Annotated in this window: 17 protein-coding genes; 11 read left to right on the top strand and 6 right to left on the bottom strand. The window is 68.8% G+C overall.

What is annotated here, in order from left to right; genetic code table 11:
• Nucleotides 1–29 precede the first annotated feature (29 nt).
• Complete coding sequence (rpsP, locus tag AAHB17_RS02920; protein ID WP_342128962.1) at nucleotides 30–284, bottom strand: 30S ribosomal protein S16; 255 nt, start codon at nucleotides 282–284, stop codon at nucleotides 30–32.
• Nucleotides 285–462: 178 nt separating this feature from the next.
• Between rpsP and AAHB17_RS02915 the strand changes: the two genes are divergently transcribed.
• A complete protein-coding gene (locus AAHB17_RS02915; RefSeq protein ID WP_342128961.1) occupies nucleotides 463–984 on the top strand; it encodes a GNAT family N-acetyltransferase in 522 nt (173 codons plus the stop codon).
• 13 nt (nucleotides 985–997) lie between these two features.
• The gene (locus tag AAHB17_RS02910; RefSeq protein WP_342128960.1) at nucleotides 998–1,447 is read left to right on the top strand and encodes an NINE protein; all 450 of its coding nucleotides are present in this window, start codon (nucleotides 998–1,000) and stop codon (nucleotides 1,445–1,447) included.
• An 89-nt stretch (nucleotides 1,448–1,536) separates the two neighbouring features.
• Here AAHB17_RS02910 and AAHB17_RS02905 read toward each other — a convergent pair whose 3' ends face one another.
• Nucleotides 1,537–1,902 (bottom strand): DMT family protein, encoded by a 366-nt coding sequence (locus AAHB17_RS02905; protein ID WP_446719549.1) that lies wholly within the window; start codon nucleotides 1,900–1,902, stop codon nucleotides 1,537–1,539.
• 17 nt (nucleotides 1,903–1,919) lie between these two features.
• Nucleotides 1,920–2,870 (bottom strand): AEC family transporter, encoded by a 951-nt coding sequence (locus tag AAHB17_RS02900; protein ID WP_342128959.1) that lies wholly within the window; start codon nucleotides 2,868–2,870, stop codon nucleotides 1,920–1,922.
• A gap of 127 nt (nucleotides 2,871–2,997) precedes the next feature.
• On the opposite strand from AAHB17_RS02900, the gene AAHB17_RS02895 reads away from it, so the two are divergent.
• The 6 genes from AAHB17_RS02895 to AAHB17_RS02870 are packed head-to-tail and all read left to right on the top strand — an operon-like array spanning nucleotide 2,998 to nucleotide 10,539.
• Nucleotides 2,998–3,696: a TetR/AcrR family transcriptional regulator gene (locus AAHB17_RS02895; protein ID WP_342128957.1), complete on the top strand. Its 699-nt coding sequence runs from the start codon at nucleotides 2,998–3,000 to the stop codon at nucleotides 3,694–3,696.
• Nucleotides 3,693–4,835 carry an efflux RND transporter periplasmic adaptor subunit gene (locus AAHB17_RS02890; protein ID WP_342128956.1) on the top strand — a complete coding sequence of 381 codons (1,143 nt, stop codon included), beginning with the start codon at nucleotides 3,693–3,695 and terminating at the stop codon, nucleotides 4,833–4,835. Before AAHB17_RS02895 ends, AAHB17_RS02890 begins: the two co-directional genes overlap by 4 nt.
• A gap of 16 nt (nucleotides 4,836–4,851) precedes the next feature.
• Nucleotides 4,852–8,028 (top strand): efflux RND transporter permease subunit, encoded by a 3,177-nt coding sequence (locus AAHB17_RS02885; protein WP_342128955.1) that lies wholly within the window; start codon nucleotides 4,852–4,854, stop codon nucleotides 8,026–8,028.
• A gap of 42 nt (nucleotides 8,029–8,070) precedes the next feature.
• The gene (locus AAHB17_RS02880; protein ID WP_342128954.1) at nucleotides 8,071–8,769 is read left to right on the top strand and encodes a protein-L-isoaspartate O-methyltransferase family protein; all 699 of its coding nucleotides are present in this window, start codon (nucleotides 8,071–8,073) and stop codon (nucleotides 8,767–8,769) included.
• Nucleotides 8,769–9,113 carry a rhodanese-like domain-containing protein gene (locus AAHB17_RS02875; RefSeq protein ID WP_446719548.1) on the top strand — a complete coding sequence of 115 codons (345 nt, stop codon included), beginning with the start codon at nucleotides 8,769–8,771 and terminating at the stop codon, nucleotides 9,111–9,113. The genes AAHB17_RS02880 and AAHB17_RS02875 overlap by 1 nt, the downstream gene beginning before the upstream one ends.
• A gap of 40 nt (nucleotides 9,114–9,153) precedes the next feature.
• A complete protein-coding gene (locus AAHB17_RS02870; protein WP_446719547.1) occupies nucleotides 9,154–10,539 on the top strand; it encodes a TolC family outer membrane protein in 1,386 nt (461 codons plus the stop codon).
• A gap of 251 nt (nucleotides 10,540–10,790) precedes the next feature.
• On the opposite strand, the gene AAHB17_RS02865 is transcribed toward AAHB17_RS02870, so the two are convergent.
• Genes AAHB17_RS02865 through AAHB17_RS02855 form a run of 3 tightly spaced genes read right to left on the bottom strand, consistent with a single transcriptional unit; the run spans nucleotide 10,791 to nucleotide 14,541 of the window.
• Complete coding sequence (locus AAHB17_RS02865; RefSeq protein WP_342128953.1) at nucleotides 10,791–12,095, bottom strand: 3-deoxy-D-manno-octulosonic acid transferase; 1,305 nt, start codon at nucleotides 12,093–12,095, stop codon at nucleotides 10,791–10,793.
• Nucleotides 12,096–12,097: 2 nt separating this feature from the next.
• Nucleotides 12,098–13,162, bottom strand: a complete 1,065-nt coding sequence (locus AAHB17_RS02860; protein WP_342128952.1) for a glycosyltransferase family 4 protein — start codon at nucleotides 13,160–13,162, stop codon at nucleotides 12,098–12,100.
• Nucleotides 13,162–14,541 (bottom strand): phosphomannomutase/phosphoglucomutase, encoded by a 1,380-nt coding sequence (locus AAHB17_RS02855; RefSeq protein WP_342128951.1) that lies wholly within the window; start codon nucleotides 14,539–14,541, stop codon nucleotides 13,162–13,164. Before AAHB17_RS02855 ends, AAHB17_RS02860 begins: the two co-directional genes overlap by 1 nt.
• Nucleotides 14,542–14,675: 134 nt before the next feature.
• Between AAHB17_RS02855 and AAHB17_RS02850 the strand changes: the two genes are divergently transcribed.
• From AAHB17_RS02850 to AAHB17_RS02840, 3 genes are read left to right on the top strand one after another with little or no spacing between them, the layout of a single operon-like run.
• Entirely contained in the window at nucleotides 14,676–16,235 is a 1,560-nt protein-coding gene (locus AAHB17_RS02850) for an Ada metal-binding domain-containing protein (RefSeq protein WP_446719546.1), read from the top strand.
• Nucleotides 16,232–16,780: a methylated-DNA--[protein]-cysteine S-methyltransferase gene (locus AAHB17_RS02845; RefSeq protein WP_342128949.1), complete on the top strand. Its 549-nt coding sequence runs from the start codon at nucleotides 16,232–16,234 to the stop codon at nucleotides 16,778–16,780. Before AAHB17_RS02850 ends, AAHB17_RS02845 begins: the two co-directional genes overlap by 4 nt.
• Nucleotides 16,777–17,679, top strand: a complete 903-nt coding sequence (locus AAHB17_RS02840) for a DMT family transporter (RefSeq protein ID WP_342128948.1) — start codon at nucleotides 16,777–16,779, stop codon at nucleotides 17,677–17,679. The genes AAHB17_RS02845 and AAHB17_RS02840 overlap by 4 nt, the downstream gene beginning before the upstream one ends.
• Nucleotides 17,680–17,717: the final 38 nt, after the last annotated feature.

Below are 17,717 nucleotides of genomic sequence, written 5' to 3'. Positions count from 1 at the left end.
CGGGTCACGGGGTCTGCGGGATCACACGATCAGGCTGCGGCCTTGGCAGCGTGTTGCTTGACCAGGCGGGCCACGGTGTCGGAGGTCTGTGCACCGACGCCAGCCCAGTAGGTCAGGCGGTCCTGGGCGATGCGGAACGGCTCTTCGCCGCCCTTGGCCAGGGGGTTGTAGAAGCCGATGCGCTCGATGAAGCGGCCATCGCGGCGGTCACGCTTGTCGGCGACCACGATGCTGTAGAACGGACGGGCCTTGGCGCCGCCGCGGGAGAGTCGAATGACGACCATGATTTATCCTTCGGGTGGTGGTGACGGTTCTGGTGGTTCAAAACACCGACCGGCACCGCAAAGTTTTGCAACGCTTGAGACACACGACTGACCACCCGGTCAGCGAAACGCCGCAAAGCCCGCGATTATAGCCTCCGCCCGCGCGCTGTCCAGCCCGGGCCCATCCAACCGACGCACCATGCCCCTGATCCGCCCCAGCACCGACGCCGACATCGGCGCCATCACCCGCATCTACGCCCACCACGTGCTGCATGGCACCGGCACCTTCGAGACCACGCCACCGTCCGAGGCCGACATGCTCACCCGGCGCGCCGATGTGTTGTCCAAGGGACTGCCCTGGCTGGTGCTGGAGGAGGCCGGCGAGGTGCAGGGCTTCGCCTACGGCAACTGGTTCAAGCCGCGCCCGGCCTACCGCTTCTCGGTCGAGGATTCGATCTACCTCTCGCCCAAGGCGGCGGGCAAAGGCCTGGGCCGCGCCCTGCTGGCCGAGCTGCTGGCGCGCCTGCAGGCCGGCGGCGTGCGCAAGGTGATGGCGGTGATCGGCGACTCGGCCAACGCCGGTTCGGTGGGCGTGCACACCGCGCTGGGCTTTGAACGTGTGGGCGTGGTCAAGTCCTGCGGCTGGAAATTCGATCGCTGGCTGGACATCGTGCTGATGGAAAAAAGCCTCGGCGAAGGCGACAGCAGCCGCCCGGAATGAAACAAGTCACCGCATGAAACCCAAGAACAAGACCCTGGCCGCCTGGCTGGCCCTGCTGGGCGGCCCGCTGGGCCTGCACCGCTTCTACCTGCATGGCCTGGGCGACACCCTGGGCTGGCTGCACCCGCTGCCCACGGCCCTGGGCCTGTGGGGCATTGAACGCCTGCAATCGCTGGGGCAGGACGACAAACTGTCCTGGGCGCTGATCCCGCTGCTGGGCTTCACCGTGGCGAGCACCTGCCTGACGGCCATCGTCTATGCCCTGACCGAAGCCGGCAAGTGGAATGCCCGCCACAACCCCGGGGCGGCGTCGACCACCGCCGGCAACACCAGCGCGCTGACCATCATGGCGATCGTGGCATCGCTGCTGGTGGGCGCCGGCTCACTGATGGCCAGCCTGGCCTTCAGCTTTCAGCATTACTTCGAATACCAAGTGGAAGAGGCCCGCAAAATAAGTCAGTAGGGCTCAGGCCCCCAGGCTCCACCGCTGCGCGGGTCGCTGCCCCCGAGGGGGCTGGCCTGGCGTGGGGCGGCCCGGCGCGACGGCCGTGATCAACCATTGCGGAACATGAAATACACCGCGCCGACCATGCACAGGCCGGCCCACAGGAAGTCCAGCTTGATGGGCTCGTTCAGGTAAAACACGGCAAAGGGCACGAACACGCTGAGGGTGATCACCTCCTGCATGATCTTGAGCTGGGCGACGCTGAACTGGGTGTGGCCGATGCGGTTGGCGGGCACCTGGAGCAGGTACTCGAACAAGGCGATGCCCCAGCTCACCAGCGCGGCGACCAGCCATGGCGACGCGGCGTGGCTGCGCAGATGACCGTACCAGGCCACCGTCATGAACACGTTGGAGGCCAGCAACAAACCGATGGTCTGCACAGGCACGGGCAGGGATTGGAGGAATGCGATCATGGAAGTGGGTGGGTGGTTCAGGAAATCAGCCAGATAACAGCCGTCAGGCTGAGGAGCGCGGCCGCTGTGGTCACACCGACGCTGGCGGTCACCAGGTCTTCGGCCACTTGGTAGCGCTGGGCGAACAGAAACACGTTGGCCCCCACCGGCAATGCCGCCGACACCACCATCACCGTCCAGGGCAGGCCTTGCAGGCCCCAGAGCCAACCGCTCAAGCCCACACAGGCGGGCAGGGCCAGGTTCTTGAGCAGGGTCACCAGCAGGGTGTCGCGCCACAAGCCGGTGACGCGGGTGCGCGACATGGTCACGCCGACCAGCAGCAGCGCAATGGGGCCGAAAGCATTGGCCAGCAGTTGCAGGGGCTTGTCGACCACCACCGGCAGCGCCCAGCCGGTCTGGGCGTACAACAAACCGCAGAGGATGGGCAAGGGAATCGGATGGATCACCGTGCTCTTGACCGCCCCCCAGGCCGTGCCCCAGAGCGAGCTTGCGCCCTGCCCCGCAGCCCGGGCCTCGCGCGCCACCGCCAGCTCGAACACGATGGTGATCACCGTCAGCAGCACCAGCGCATGCACCGACACCAGGGTCAACAAGGTCACCAGTCCTTCCGTGCCATAGGCCAGCTCCACCAGCGGGATGCCGATCATCACGGTGTTGGAAAACACGCTGGCCAGCGCGAGCGCCACGCCACGCCGGTGAAAACCCTGAAAAGCCAGCACCAACCCGAACAACACGAACGCGGCACTGAAATACACCAGCAGAGGCAAGGTGTCGAGCTGCTGGACCCGCACCGAACTCATGGTGCGGAACAGCAGGGCCGGGATCAGCACGAGAAACACCAGGTTGGACAGGTCGCGCACGGCGCTGTCGCGTATCCATTGCAGGCGGCCGACCACAAAGCCCAGCACGATCAGAAGCACAACCGGCGTCAGGGACACCAGCACGGGTTGGGGACTGGACACATTCACGGCGGCGATGTTACCCGCAGGCTCGCACGACCCACGTTGTGGCATCAAAACCTCACATGGACCCGATCTTCACCCGCCAGCACACCCCATGCGCTATAGTTAATAACCGATTGGTCATTAACTACGCATGACAGCCGCCCCGCCTCCCCCACCCCGCGACAGCGATGCGCCCGACGCCGAGCCTCGGCACAAGCGCGAGCGCCGCAAGGACGCGCGCCCGGGCGAACTGCTGGACGCCGCGCTCGACCTGTTCGTCGAGAAAGGCTTTGCCGCCACCCGAGTGGAGGAAGTGGCTTCGCGCGCCGGTGTCTCCAAAGGCACGCTGTTTCTGTACTTCCCCAGCAAGGTCGACCTCTTCAAGGCGGTGGTGCGCGAGGCCATCACCGGCCGCTTTGACGAGTGGACCGCCGAGTTGGAGCACTTTCCGGGCGACACCGCCGACCTCGTGCGCGAATGCATGCTGCGCTGGTGGGAGCGCATTGGCAACACCCGTGCCTCCGGCATCACCAAGCTGGTGATGAGCGAGGCCGGCTCATTCCCGGAAATCGCCACCTTCTACACCCAGGAAGTGGTCGAGCCCGGCAACGTGCTGATCCGCCGCATCCTGGAGCGTGGCGTGCGCCGTGGCGAACTCCGCGACATCGACCTCGACAACGCCTGCCACAGCATCGTCGCGCCCATGATCTTCCTGACCATGTGGAAACACTCGCTGGGCCCCTGCTGCGCGGTGCAGCACCTGCTCGACCCGGAAACGTTCATCCGCGCGCAGGCCGACATCCTCACCCACGGCCTGCTCAAGCCAGACGCAAGGAAACCGACCCCATGAAACGCTGGATCCAATGGCTGTTGTGGGGCGCGCTGCTGCTGGCCGTGGCCCTGGGCGTGCTCCGGGCACTCAACGCACGCAAGCTGCAGCAGGCCAGCGCCGCCCAGGCGGCCCAGGCGCTGCGGGCCAGCGCGGTGCTGTCCTTGGCCGCCAGCGACGTGCTGGCCACCCAGACCACCGAGATGTCCACCGGTGTCACCCTGTCGGGTGCGCTCAAGGCGGTGCGCAGTGCGGCCGTGAAAGCCAAGGTGGCTGGCGAACTGCAAGGCCTGAGCGTGCGCGAAGGCGACAGCGTGCGCGCCGGCCAGCTCATTGCCCGCATCGACAACACCGAGGGCCTGGCCCGCGTGCGCCAGGCCAGTGAACAAGCCGAGGCCGCGCAGTCCCAGGTGGCCATCGCCCAGCGCCAGCGCGACAACAACCAGGCCCTGGTCAACCAGGGTTTCATTTCTCGCACCGCGCTCGACACCTCGCTGGCCAACCTCGACGCCGCGCTGGCCACCCACAAGGCAGCCCTGGCCGCCCTGGACATCGCCAAGAAAGGCCTGGCCGACACCGAACTGCGCGCGCCCATCACCGGCCAGGTGGCCAGTCGGCTGGTGCAGAACGGCGAACGCGTGGCCCTGGACACCCGCATCGTCGAGATCGTCGACCTGTCGGCGCTGGAACTCGAGGCCGCGCTGGCGCCGGCGGATGCCCTGGCCGTGCGTGTGGGCCAGAAGGCCGAGCTGCTGATCGAAGGCGCCGCCCTGCGTGTGCCCGCCACCGTGGTGCGCATCAACCCAAGCGCCCAGGCCGGCAGCCGCAGCGTGCTGGCCTATCTGCGGCTCGACCAGGCCGACGGCCTGCGCCAGGGCCTGTTTGCCCAGGGCCGGCTGCGCACCGGCAACACCCAGGGTGTGGCGGTGCCGTTGTCGGCCGTGCGCACCGACAAGCCCCAGCCCTACCTGCAGCTGGTGCGCGCGGGCAAGGTGGTGCACCAGACCGTGGCGCTGGGCGCACGTGGCCAGGTGCAGGACGAAGACTGGGTGGCCGTCGAACCGCTGCAGGCCGGCGAACAGGTGCTGCGCGTGGGCGTGGGCGCGCTGCGCGAAGGCACGTCCGTGACCCTGGCCAGCACCGGCGCCAAGCCCCAGTAACGCCGGACGCCCCGCCATGTGGTTCACCCAGGTTTCGCTGCGCAACCCGGTCTTCGCGACCATGGTCATGCTCGCCTTCGTGGTGCTGGGGGCCTTCTCCTACCAGCGCCTGCAGGTGGACCAGTTCCCCAACATCGACTTCCCCGTGGTGGTGGTCACCACCACCTACCCCGGTGCCTCGCCCGAGATCGTCGAGTCCGAGGTGACCAAAAAGGTCGAGGAATCGGTCAATGCCATCGCCGGCATCAACAAGCTGACCTCGCGCAGCTACGAGAACCAGTCGGTGGTGATCATCGAGTTCCAGCTGCACATCGACGGCCGCAAGGCGGCCGAGGACGTGCGCGAAAAGATCGCCCTGCTCAAACCCAGCCTGCGCGACGAGGTCGACGAACCGCGCGTGCTGCGCTTCGACCCGTCCAGCCGCGCCGTGTGGTCGGTGGCGGTGCTGCCCGAGCCCAACGGCCCGACGGCTGCGGAATTGACCAACTGGGCCGAACAAACGCTCAAGAAGCGGCTGGAGAACGTGCGCGGTGTCGGCTCGGTCACGCTGGTGGGCGGCACCCAGCGCGCCATCAACATCGAACTCAAGCCCGCGGCCATGGAGGCCATGGGCATCACGCCCGAGCAGGTGGTCAATGCGGTCAAGAGCGAGAACCAGGACCTGCCGGTGGGCGCGCTGCGTTCGCGCGAACAGGAGCGTGTGGTGCAGGTGCAGGCACGCATGCACCGGCCGCAGGATTTCGAGCGCATCATCGTGGCCCGCCGCAACGGCCAGCCGGTGACCCTGGGCCAGGTCGCGCAGGTGGTGGACGGCACCAGCGACGTCGACAGCCTGGCGCTCTACAACGGCCAGCGCACCCTGCTGCTGCAGGTGCAGAAAGCGCAGGACGAAAACACCATCGGCGTGACCGACGGCCTGCACGCCGCCCTGGCCGAGCTGCGCACCCAGTTGCCCGCCGGCGTGCGGTTGGAGCCCATCGGCGACGCCGCCCGCCCCATCAAGGTGGCGGTGGACAACGTGCGCCGCACCCTGATCGAAGGCGCCCTGCTCACGGTGCTGATCGTGTTCCTTTTCCTCAACTCCTGGCGCTCCACCGTCATCACCGGCCTGACCCTGCCGATCGCGCTGATCGGCACCTTCCTGTTCATGCAGATGTTCGGCTTCACCATCAACATGATCACGCTGATGGCGTTGAGCCTGTGTGTGGGCCTGCTGATCGACGACGCCATCGTCGTGCGCGAGAACATCGTGCGCCACGTGCAGATGGGCAAGACCCCCTTCCAGGCCGCCATGGACGGCACGCAGGAAATTGGCCTCGCGGTGCTGGCCACCACCTTGTCCATCGTGGCGGTATTCCTGCCCATCGGCTTCATGGAAGGCATCATCGGCAAGTTCTTCCACGAGTTCGGCATCACCATCGTGGCCGCCGTGCTGATCTCCATGTTCGTGAGCTTCACGCTCGACCCCATGTTGTCCAGCATCTGGCACGACCCGGCCATCGACCAGCACGGCCAGCCTTTTGTGGCCACGACGCTGTACGACAAGACCATCGGCCGCGTGACCCACTGGATAGACCGCGCCCAGGACCACCTGGCCGACACCTACCAGAACATCCTGCGCTGGTCGCTGAAGCACAAGCTCGCCACGTTGGGCGTGGCACTGGCCACCTTCGTGGCCAGCATCGTCATGGTGCCGCTGCTGGGCACCGAGTTCGTGCCCAAGGCCGACTTCTCCGAAACCTCGGTCACCTTCCACACGCCGGTGGGTTCGTCCCTGGAAACCACCGAGTCGCGAGCGGCCCAGGTCGAGGCCATCGTGCGCGAATTTCCCGAGGTCCAGTACACCCTGACCACCATCAACACCGGCAACGCGCAGGGCAAGATCTACGCCAATGTCTACGTGCGCCTGGTCGATCGCAAGGAGCGCACGGTGAGTGTGGACGCCATGTCGGCCCGCCTGCGCGAGCGCCTGCGCCAGGTGGCTGGCATCAACGTGACCCACGTCGGCCTGCTCGACCCGGTGGGCGGGCAGAAGGCGCTGGAGTTCTCGCTGCAGGGCAGCGACCTCAAGGAACTGGAACGCCTGAGCCAGCAGGTGCTGGACGGCATACGCGGCATCCCCGGTCTGGTCGACCTGGACGCCAGCGTCAAGCCCAACAAGCCCACGGTGGACATCGCCCTGCGCCGCGATCTGGCTTCCGACGCCGGGGTGGGCGTGGCCAGCGTGGCCAGCAGCCTGCGCACCCTGGTGGCCGGCACCACGGTGGGCAACTGGCGCGCGCCCGACGACCAGACCTACGACGTCAACGTGCGCCTGCCGGCCGCCGACCGCGCCCGCCTGGCCGACCTGTCGCAGCTGCCACTGGTGACCGGCACCCAGGCCGACGGCAGCGCCCGCGTGGTGCGCCTGGGCCAGGTGGCCGAGGTGCGCGAGGCGACCGGCGCCAACCAGATCAACCGCCGAAACCTGACCCGCGAGGTCAGCATCAGCGCCAACGCCTATGCCCGCTCCAGCGGCGAGGTGTCGGCTGAGATCCGGCAGGTGCTCGACGGCATCGCCTGGCCGCCCGGCTACCGCTACGAGTTCGGTGGCTCGACCAAGAACATGCAGGAGTCCTTCGGCTACGCCATCTCGGCCCTGGTGCTGGCCATCGTCTTCATCTACATGATCCTGGCCAGCCAGTTCAAGAGCTTTCTGCAGCCGCTGGCGCTGATGAGCTCGCTGCCGTTGACCCTGATCGGCGTCGTGCTGGCGCTGCTGATGTTCCGGTCCTCGCTGTCCATGTTCTCCATCATCGGCGTGGTGATGCTGATGGGCCTGGTCACCAAGAACGCCATCCTGCTGGTGGACTTCGCCATCCGCGCCCGCGAGGGCACGCCCGACCACCCGCCACTGGGCCGCGAGGACGCGCTGCTGATGGCCGCCCGCGTGCGCCTGCGCCCCATCCTCATGACCACCCTGGCCATGGTCTTCGGCATGGTGCCACTGGCCTTTGCCCTGACCGAAGGCTCGGAGCAGCGCGCGCCCATGGGCCAGGCGGTGATCGGGGGGGTCATCACCTCCTCGCTGCTGACCCTGGTGGTGGTGCCCGTGGTGTATTGCTACATGGACGACCTGGCGGCCTGGGGCCGCCGCCTCATGGGCCTGGCCCCGGCAGCCCCGCTGGCCGGGGCCGCGCAGGCCCCCCGGTAAAATCGACATCCCTGATTGACCAGCCCCACGGAGTCTTCTGCCATGACCGCCCTGCCCTCCACGTTCGACATCGAACAAGCCCGCTTCAACATGATCGAGCAACAGGTCCGCCCCTGGGACGTGCTCGACCCCCAGGTGCTGGCCCTGCTGGGCGAGGTCAAGCGTGAGCACTACGCGCCCGAGGCGCACCAGGCATTGGCCTTTGTCGACATGGACATTCCGCTGACCCAGCCGGCCGTGGAAGGCCAGTGCATGCTGTCGCCGCGTGTCGAGGCCCGCATGGTGCAGGACCTTCAACTGGCCCCCACCGACAAGGTGCTGGAAATCGGCACCGGTTCGGGCTACTCGGCCGCCCTGATGGCGCGCCTGGCGCAGCAGGTGCTGAGCCTGGAAATCGAACCCGCGCTGGCCAGCCGGGCGCGCACCCGCCTGATGCAGGCCGGCGTCAAAAACGTCGACGTTCGCCAGGCCGATGCGGCGGCCGATGGCTTCGCCGCCTGCAAGACCGCCGCCCCCTTTGACGCCATCCTGCTCAGTGGCTCGGTCGCCGAGGTGCCGCAGGCCCTGATGAACCTGCTGGCCGTGGGCGGCCGCCTGATCGCCATCACCGGCGACGAACCCATGATGCGCGCCACCCTGGTCACCCGCGTCAGCGACGCTGCCTTCCAGACCACCCAGCCCTGGGACACCGTGGCGCCGCGCCTGCTGAACTTCCCCCAACCCTCACGCTTCCACTTCTGATGAACGCGCTGCGCCCCAACCAAGTGGCCGCCTGGGTGGCCCAGGCCCAACTGCCTGCCGGTGTCTTGCCCGTGGTGCTCGACGTGCGCGAGGCCTGGGAACTGCAGACCGCCAGCGTCAAGCCCGAGGGCTTCGAGCTGGTGCACATGCCGATGCAGAGCATCCCCGCCCGCCTGCAGGACCTGCCACGCGACCGCCCCATCGCCTGCCTGTGCCACCACGGTGGGCGCAGTGCCCAGGTCACACACTTCCTCAACAACCAGGGTTTTGAGCAAGCGGTCAACATCGCGGGTGGCATCGATGCCTGGTCGATCGAAGTCGATCCGGCCATCCCGCGTTACTGATCCCCCACCCCTCGCACCGCCCCACCCAGGACCTCTCCGCATGAACCGACGCCCGCACGCCATTGCCGCTCTTGACGCCGCTCCCGTCGCCGCGCCCCGCCGCCCCCTGTGGCAGGCACTGGCGCACGCGGGCCTGTTCCTGGGCCTGGCGGGGGGCGCCCTGCCGTCCATGGCGCAGAGCCTGAGCGACCTGTACGCGTCGGCACGCGACTTCGACGCCGCCTACCTCTCGGCCCGCTCGCTGTACCAGGCCAACCTGGCCAAGGCCGAGCAGGCCCGCGCAGGACTGCGGCCCCAGGCCGCGCTGGGCGCCGGCGCCAACGTGGCCAACATCGACAGCAGCCTCACTGGCAACCGCAACACCAACAGCCAGAACGCCGCTGTTTCGGCCAGCATGCCGCTGTACCGCCCGGTCAACCAGATCGCCTTTGACCAGGCGCAGAAGTCGCTGGACCTGGCAGAAGGCCAACTGCTCGCGGCCGAACACGAGCTGATCGTGCGCAGCTCGCAGACCTATTTCGACGTCCTGGCCGCCCAGGACACACTGACCTTCGTCAAGGCACAAAAAGCGGCGGTGGCCGAGCAACTGGCCGCGGCCAAGCGCAATTTCGAGGTCGGCACGTCCACCATCACCGACTCGCGCGAGGCCCAGGCCCGCTACGACCTGGTGCTGGCGCAGGAGATCGCGGCCGAAAACGATCTGCTGGTGAAAAAACTCGCGCTGGACCAGTTGGTGGGCCGCAACGGCACATCGCCATTGCCGCTGGCCGCACCGGTGGTCCTGCCGGCCGTGGCACCAGATGACGTGGCGCCCTGGGTCGCGCAGTCTGAAAACGTCCACCCCGGCATCCGCCAGGCCCGCGCCGCGCTGGACATCGCCAGCCTGGAAACCCGCCGCGCCGAGGCCGGCAAGAAGCCCACGCTGGACCTGACCGGCCAGTACCAGTTCGCGCGCTCGCCCAGCACCTCGGCCCTGGCGGCCGGCAACGTGCGCACCAACACCGCTAGCGTCGGCGTGTTGTTCAACCTGCCGCTCTACACCGGTGGCGCGCTGGAGAACCGCATCGTCGAGGCCGCCGCGCTGGAGGACAAGGCCCGCACCGACCTCGAAGCCGCGCGCCGCAACGTGGCCCAGGCCACCCGCGCCGCGTTCTTCGGGGTGTATTCGGGCCAAGGCCAGGTCAAGGCGCTGGAAGCGGCCGAGGCCTCGAGCCAGAGCGCGCTGGACGCCAACAAGCTGGGCTACCAGGTGGGTGTGCGCATCAACATTGATGTGCTCAACGCGCAGAGCCAGCTGTTCCAGACCAAACGCGACCTGGCCGTGGCGCGTTACAACGTGCTGCTGGGCACCCTGCGCCTGAAGCAGGCCAGCGGCGTGCTCAAGACCGACGACCTGCAGGCCATCGATTCGCTGTTGGCCAAATAGATCGACATGTGGTCTCGGTGACCGCGCGGATCGGGGCGACACGCCGCCCTGTTCCGCTCATGTCCCCCGGGCGCTGCGCGCCCTCCGCCTTTACTTCGCTGCACAGGGCAGCGTGCCACCCCGATCTGCAACTGTGTCGGCGTGCCACCGTTGGCGCGCCCATCTATCGGCGGCCTGGGTGACAGGGCTGGCTGGCGCAGCGGCATAAAGGCGGAGGGCGCGCAGCGCCCGGGGGACAGCCGCGGAGGCAGTCAGCCCTGGCGCTCAGGTGAAGCAGAATCAGCCTGCAGCACCACCTCCGCCGTGCGCAACACCGCACCACGCCCACTGTCCACCAGTGCCACCGCCCCCTGGCGGGCGGCAGCCAAACGCACACCATCACCCGTCAAAAGCGCTGCAGCCACACCACAGGCCTCGTCAATATCGCCCACCCGCAGCGCGGCGCCACAGTCCAGCGCACGCTCGGCCGCTTCCAGAAAATTGAAGGTGTGGGGCCCCATCACCACCGGGCAGCCACAGGCCGCCGCCTCGATCAGGTTCTGCCCACCCAGCGGAGCGAAACTGCCACCCAGCAGCGCCACGTCGGCCAGGCCGTAGTAGAGCGCCATCTCACCCAGGGAATCGCCCAGCCACACGTCCGCCTGCCAGGCCTGCGCATCGGGGCCACTCGCGGACCAGGTGCTGCGGCGCGAGACCGTGAGGCCGGCGGCAGACAGCATCGCCGCCACCTCGTCAAAACGCTGCGGGTGGCGCGGCACCACCAGCCACAGCAGACCGGCGGACACCGGACGGGCCGCGAGCCACATCGCTTCCTCGCCCTCGCGCGAACTGGCCAGCATGGCCACGCGGCGCCCGCTGGCCTGCGCGCGCCATTGCCGGGCCTGCGCCAGCTGGGCGGCGTTGGGCAGCGCGTCGAACTTGATGTTGCCCAGCACACCCTGCACCGGCGCACCCAGGGTGCGCAGGCGCTGGGCGTCGGCCTCCGTCTGCGCGTACACCGCGGCCAGCGCGCCGTAGGTGGCCTCGGACAGCACACGCAGGCGCAGCGCCTGCTGCAGCGATTTGTCGCTCAGGCGCGCGTTGACCAACAGCAGCGGCACACCGGCCACACGGCAGGCCTGGGTCAGGCAGGGCCAGACTTCGGTTTCCATCAACACACCCACGGCGGGGCGGAAATGGGCCAGGAACCGGCGCGTGGCCTGGGGCGTGTCCCAGGGCAGCCAGACCTGGCGGTCGCCGGGGCGCAGCAGGCGCAGTCCTTCGGCACGGCCGGTGGCGGTGCCGTGTGTCAGCAGCAGCCGCAGGTCCGGACGCAAGGCGCGCAATTGGGCGACCAGGGGCGTGGCCGCGCGGGTCTCGCCCAAGGACACCGCGTGCAGCCACAACCAGCCGCTGGACGGCACCGCATCGGCGTAATGGCCAAACCGTTCTTCGACCGCTTCAAGGTACCCGGGCTCGGCCTGGCCCCGGCGGCGCAGCTTGCGCCGCAGCAGCGGCTGCGCCAGCGTGGCGACGCCGGCGTAGAGGGCCAGCGCCATGCGGTGCCACAGCCCCATGCTCAGGCGCCAAACAGCTGCTGGTAGACGCGGCCGATGCCGGCCGCCTCCTGCGCGAGCGAAAAGTGCGCCTGCACCCGCTGGCGCGCAGCCTCGCCCATGGCCAGCGTCTGCTGCGGGTCGGCCATCACACGCCGCACCGCCTGGGCCAGGCCCTCGGCGTCGCCGGTGTCCACCAGTTCGCCGTTCTCGCCGGGCCGCACCAGCTGGTCGAAGGCGCCCGTGCGCGAGCACACCACCGCACACCCGGTGGCCGCCGCCTCGAAAGGCGTGAGGCCAAACGGCTCGTAGCGCGGGCAGGCCACACAGAGCAGGCACCGCTGGTACCAGCGGTGCACCTCGGCGGCGGGCACCTCGCCCAGGAAGACGATGCGATCGCTCAAACCGGCGGCGGCGATCTTGTCGCGCAAGGCCTGCTCGAAAGCCTGGTGCTGCGCTTGCGCCAGGCCAGCGATCACGGCGGTGGCATCGGGCAGGTGGGGCAAGGCGGCGATCATGGCGTCCACGAAGACGTCGCTGCCTTTGTCGGGGCGCACCCGGCCAAAGGTGCCGATGCCGTAGCGCCCAGGCAGGCCCGCATCGTGCCACGCGTTCAGTTTGTCGGGCGGTGGCGCAAAACGGGCCAGGTCGATGCCGTGGGGCACCACCGCCGTGGTGTTGGGCACAAAGCTCGCGGCCAGTGGCGTGGTGGAGATCACCGCGTCCATGCGCGAAATCAGCCAGCGCGGGAAACGGCCATGCAGATGTTGTGCCGCCGAAGTGAACACCAACTTGATGGGCAGGCGCAGGACATCGCGCGCCCACAGGCCGGCCATCATCTCGTGGTCGCGCCGCACATGCCAGATGCGAAACGGTCGCCCGGCCGGTGGCTTGCGTGACAGGGCGATCGCCTGTTTCAGCGTCATGCCCGGCACGCCGTGGGGCAAGGGCGTGCCGCAATAGGCCAGGCGCCATTGGCCCAGCTGGATGGGCACCAGCGCGTTGACCGTGGCCGAGACGCCGGTGTAGCGTTTCTTGAGGTTGAAGACGATGACTTCGGGGTCATCGCTGGGAGTTGCTGCGGCCATCAATGTGCTGCCTGCTGGATGACGGCGTCCGGCTTCACCGATTTGAGCAAGGCCATCATCCGGGCCTCGATGCGTTGCAAGGCCTCGGGCGTCTGACCTTCGAAACGCAGCACCAGCACCGGCGTGGTGTTGCTGGCGCGGATGAGGCCAAAACCATCGGGCCAGTCGACCCGCAGGCCATCGATGGTGGAGACCTGGGCCGGCGCTTCGAATGTGCTCTGCTGCAGACGGGCGACCAGCGCGTGGGGCTCGCCTTCGGCGCAGGCGACGTTGAGCTCGGGCGTGCTGTGGCTGGTCGGCAGGGCCTCAAGCACGGCCGACGGGTTGGCGTGGCGGCTCAGGATCTCCAGCAGGCGCGCACCGGCGTAGCTGCCATCGTCGAAGCCAAACCAGCGCTCCTTGAAGAAAATGTGGCCGCTCATCTCGCCGCCCAGCGGTGAATCCACCTCCTTCATCCTGGCCTTGATCAGCGAGTGCCCGGTCTTGAACATCAATGGCGCACCGCCCGCCGCCACAATGGCCGGCGCCAGCCGCTGGGTGCACTTGACGTCGAACAGGATGGTGCCACCGGGCACGCGCGAGAGCACGTCCTGCGCGAACAGCATCATCTGGCGGTCGGGGTAGATGTTCTCGCCGCGCTTGGTGACGATGCCCAACCGGTCGCCGTCACCGTCAAAGGCCAGGCCCAGTTCGGCGTCGCTGGCCTGCAGCGCCTCGATCAGCCAGCGCAGGTTCTCGGGCTTGCTCGGGTCGGGGTGGTGGTTGGGAAATTCGCCATCGACTTCGCTGAAGAGTTCGATCACCTCGCAGCCCAGCGCGCGGAACAAGGCCGGCGCCGAGGCCCCGGCCACGCCGTTGCCGCAGTCCATCACGATCTTCATCGGGCGCGCCAGCTTCACATCGCCCACGATGCGTTCGCGGTAGGTGTCGCCCACGTCCAGCGTGCGCGCCCGGCCCGGCGCGCGGGTGGGCAGGTCGCCGCGCTCCATGCGCCCGCGCAGCGTCTGGATGTCGTCACCATAGATGGCCCGACCGCCCAGCACCATCTTGAAGCCGTTGTAGTTCTTGGGGTTGTGGCTGCCGGTCACCTGGATGCCGCTGCGGCACACGGTGCTGGCGGCGAAGTACAGCATGGGCGTGGTCACCAGCCCGACGTCGATCACGTCAACACCGGCCTCGGTCAGGCCACGGACCAGGGCCTGGGCCAGCGACGGGCTGCTGATGCGGCCGTCGCGCCCCACCGCCACGGTCGTCTCGCCCTGGGCCAGCGCCTCGGCACCAAAGGCCCGGCCCAGCGCGTGGGCGACATCGGTGTTGAGGGCGTCGGGCACGACGCCCCGGATGTCGTAGGCCTTGAAGATCGCGGGTTGAACTTGCATGGGTGAAGGAAGGGGTTGGATCAGCTCCCGCATTGTAGGCAGGCCCCCGGCGCGACCCGCCACCCGAACGCCCCATGCTGCACACCGAACCGCATGTCCGAAAACGGCGATTTCTGCCGAACCGGCGACCTATGATGGCCACCATGGACACACTGGACCCCGACGCCTGCTATCTGGCCCTCAAGGCCAGGGACACCCGTTTTGACGGCGTGTTCTTCACCGGCGTGACCAGCACCGGCATCTACTGCCGTCCGGTCTGCCGGGTGCGCACGCCCAAGGCCCAGAACTGCCGCTTCTTCGGCCACGCCGCGCAGGCCGAAGCAGCCGGCTTCCGCCCCTGCCTGCGCTGCCGGCCCGAGCTGGCTCCCGCATCCAACAACGGCCTGGCCCACTGGAGCACCGAGGACGCCAGCCAGCTGCTCGCGCTGGACGCCGCGCGCCTGCTGCGTGAAGCGGCCGACAGCGCGGGCGGCGGTGGCCTCGACGCCGGCGACCCCGGCGAGGGCTCCAGCGTCGCCCACGTGGCCGCGCGGCTGGGCGTGAGCGAACGTCACCTGCGCCGCATCTTCACCGACCACTGGGGCACCAGCCCCATGCAGTTCCTGCAGACGCTGCGCCTGCTCAACGCCAAGCTGCTGCTGACCGACACGCGGCTGCCGGTGAGCACCGTGGCAGCGCTGAGTGGCTTCGCATCGCAGCGCCGCTTCCACGCGGCCTGGCAGGCGCGCTACGGCCTGCATCCCTTGCAGTTGCGCAAGACCACACCACCGGACGCCGCCGAGCAAGGCGCCGGTTTTCGCTTCAAGCTGCCCTACCGTCCGCCGCTGGACGTGGCCCATCTGCTGGGCTTCCTGGGCCAGCGGGCCATGGCCGGCGTCGAGTTCGTCGATCTCGATCAGCGCCAATGGGGCAGCACGCTCACCCTGCGCCAGGGTGGCCAGCGGCACACCGGCTGGGTGGTGGCGCGCTTCGATGGCACACACGACCTCGTGCACCTGCAGGTGGCCGACAGCCTGGCGCCGGTGCTGCCCCAGGTGCTGCAGCGGGTGCGGCACGCGCTGGACCTGGACCTGCTGCCCGAGGTGGTTCACGCGGTGCTGCACGAGGCCTTTCCCGAGGCGGCCGGCCAGCGCCTGCCCGGCGCGCTCGACGGCTTCGCCCAGGCGGTGCGCGCGGTCCTGGGCCAGCAGGTCACGGTCAAGGCTGCGCGCACGCTGGCGCAGCGCCTGGTCAACCGCTGGGGCGCGCCCATCGCCACGCCCTGGCCGGCGCTCACCCACCTGTTCCCTGCCCCCGAGACCCTGGCACAGGCCAGCGGCGACGACCTGGGCGCGCTGGGCATCACCCGGCAGCGCCAGGCCGCCATCCAGGCCCTGGCGCTAGGCGTGGCGGCCGGGTCCCTGCAGCTGGACACGGCGGCACAACCGGCCGCCACCATCGCCGCCCTCAAGGCGCTGCCCGGCATCGGCGACTGGACCGCCCACTACATCGCCATGCGGGCGCTGCACTGGCCCGACGCCTTTCCCGCGGGCGACGTGGCCCTGCACCATGCGCTGGGCCTGCATTCCCTGGGCCTGCGCGAGGCCCAGCGCGCCGCCGAACAACGCGCCCAGGCCTGGCGGCCCTGGCGGGCCTACGCGGTGATCCGCGCCTGGCACGCCACCGCCGCCCCACCCACCGAGGACACGCCATGAAAACCGCCCAGCACGTGATCGCCTTTGCCCGTGTGCCCAGTCCGCTGGGCGCCTTGTTGCTGGCCGCCAGCGAACAAGGCCTGTGTGGCCTGTGGTTCGAGGAACAGAAGCACCTGCCGCCCTGGCTGCCAGCCGAGTGGAACGACAGTCCCCCCAGCCACCCGGTGCTGCAGGCCGCGGCGCAGCAGTTGGCCGGCTATTTCAGCGGCGCGCGCGAGACCTTCGAGCTGCCGCTGGACCTGCGCCATGGCACGGAATTCCAGTGCGCGGTGTGGCAGGCGATGGTGGACATTCCCATGCGCGGCTCGCTGAGCTATGGCACGCTGGCGCGGCAGATCGGCCGCCCGGCGGCCGTGCGGGCCGTGGGGGCGGCGGTGGGCCGCAACCCGATCGGTATCATCGTGCCGTGCCACCGCGTGATGGGGGCCGACGGCAGCCTCACCGGCTACGCCGGCGGCCTGTGGCGCAAGACCGCCCTGCTGCGCCTGGAACAAGGTGCCCATGCCCCCGTGCCTGTCGGCACCACCAACGACCTGTTCTCATGAAATCATCTGTCGCGGCCGAGTTCGTGCTGCTCGCCGCCCTGTGGGGCGCGTCCTTCATGTTCATGCGCCTGGGCGCGGCCGAGTTCGGCGCCTGGGCCACGGCCGGTGGGCGCGTGGCCCTGGCCTCGCTGGTGTTGCTGCCGCTGCTGTGGCGCAGCGGGCACATCGGCGCGCTGCGCCGGCACGCGGGCCACCTGTTCATCTCGGGCATGCTCAGCTCCGGCCTGCCCTTCGCCCTGTACTCCTACGCGGTGTTGTCCATCACCACCGGCCTGTCGTCCATCCTCAACGCCACCACGCCGCTGTTTGGCGCCCTGGTGGCCTGGCTCTGGCTCAAGGACCGTCCCGACAGGAGCCGCCTGCTGGGTCTGGCCCTGGGATTTGCCGGCGTGGCCCTGCTGTCCTGGGAAAAGGCCAGCTTCAAGCCCGGCGGCACCGGCTGGGCCGTGCTGGCCTGCCTGGCCGCCACACTGTGCTACGGCCTGGCGGCCAACCACGCCAAGCGTTTCCTGGGCGGCGTGCCACCGCTGGCCAACGCCACCGGCAGCCAGATCGGCGCCAGCGTGGGCCTGGCCGTCCCGACCATCGTGTACTGGCCCGAGCAGCCCCCCGGCGCCACCGCCTGGCTGGCCATCGTGGCGCTGGCCGTGCTGTGCAGCGCCGTGGCCTACATCCTGTATTTCCGCCTCATCGCCAAGGCCGGCCCGAGCAAGGCCGTGACCGTGACCTTCATGATTCCGCTGTTCGCCATCCTCTACGGCACGGTGTTCCTGGGCGAGGCACTGACCGGCTGGATGGTGGTGTGTGGCGGCGTGATCCTGGTCGGCATTGCACTGGCCACCGGCCTGCTTCGCTGGGGCAAGCCCACGCCACCGGGCAGCAACGTCAACAATCTTTAACGATAAATTTGACAATAAATTACATTTTCAGCAGTTGA

Origin of the sequence: Hydrogenophaga sp. OTU3427 (assembly GCF_038440225.1) — a bacterium.
In the GTDB taxonomy this organism is placed as follows: domain Bacteria; phylum Pseudomonadota; class Gammaproteobacteria; order Burkholderiales; family Burkholderiaceae_C; genus Hydrogenophaga.
This window is presented reverse-complemented; position numbering and strand designations above follow the sequence as displayed.

Coding starts and splice junctions, on each gene's coding strand:
- rpsP (WP_342128962.1), bottom strand. CDS start 284: ATGGTCGTCATTCGACTCTCCCGCGGCGGCGCCAAGGCCCGTCCGTTC.
- AAHB17_RS02915 (WP_342128961.1), top strand. CDS start 463: ATGCCCCTGATCCGCCCCAGCACCGACGCCGACATCGGCGCCATCACC.
- AAHB17_RS02910 (WP_342128960.1), top strand. CDS start 998: ATGAAACCCAAGAACAAGACCCTGGCCGCCTGGCTGGCCCTGCTGGGC.
- AAHB17_RS02905 (WP_446719549.1), bottom strand. CDS start 1,902: ATGATCGCATTCCTCCAATCCCTGCCCGTGCCTGTGCAGACCATCGGT.
- AAHB17_RS02895 (WP_342128957.1), top strand. CDS start 2,998: ATGACAGCCGCCCCGCCTCCCCCACCCCGCGACAGCGATGCGCCCGAC.
- AAHB17_RS02890 (WP_342128956.1), top strand. CDS start 3,693: ATGAAACGCTGGATCCAATGGCTGTTGTGGGGCGCGCTGCTGCTGGCC.
- AAHB17_RS02885 (WP_342128955.1), top strand. CDS start 4,852: ATGTGGTTCACCCAGGTTTCGCTGCGCAACCCGGTCTTCGCGACCATG.
- AAHB17_RS02880 (WP_342128954.1), top strand. CDS start 8,071: ATGACCGCCCTGCCCTCCACGTTCGACATCGAACAAGCCCGCTTCAAC.
- AAHB17_RS02875 (WP_446719548.1), top strand. CDS start 8,769: ATGAACGCGCTGCGCCCCAACCAAGTGGCCGCCTGGGTGGCCCAGGCC.
- AAHB17_RS02870 (WP_446719547.1), top strand. CDS start 9,154: ATGAACCGACGCCCGCACGCCATTGCCGCTCTTGACGCCGCTCCCGTC.
- AAHB17_RS02865 (WP_342128953.1), bottom strand. CDS start 12,095: ATGGGGCTGTGGCACCGCATGGCGCTGGCCCTCTACGCCGGCGTCGCC.
- AAHB17_RS02860 (WP_342128952.1), bottom strand. CDS start 13,162: ATGGCCGCAGCAACTCCCAGCGATGACCCCGAAGTCATCGTCTTCAAC.
- AAHB17_RS02855 (WP_342128951.1), bottom strand. CDS start 14,541: ATGCAAGTTCAACCCGCGATCTTCAAGGCCTACGACATCCGGGGCGTC.
- AAHB17_RS02850 (WP_446719546.1), top strand. CDS start 14,676: ATGGCCACCATGGACACACTGGACCCCGACGCCTGCTATCTGGCCCTC.
- AAHB17_RS02845 (WP_342128949.1), top strand. CDS start 16,232: ATGAAAACCGCCCAGCACGTGATCGCCTTTGCCCGTGTGCCCAGTCCG.
- AAHB17_RS02840 (WP_342128948.1), top strand. CDS start 16,777: ATGAAATCATCTGTCGCGGCCGAGTTCGTGCTGCTCGCCGCCCTGTGG.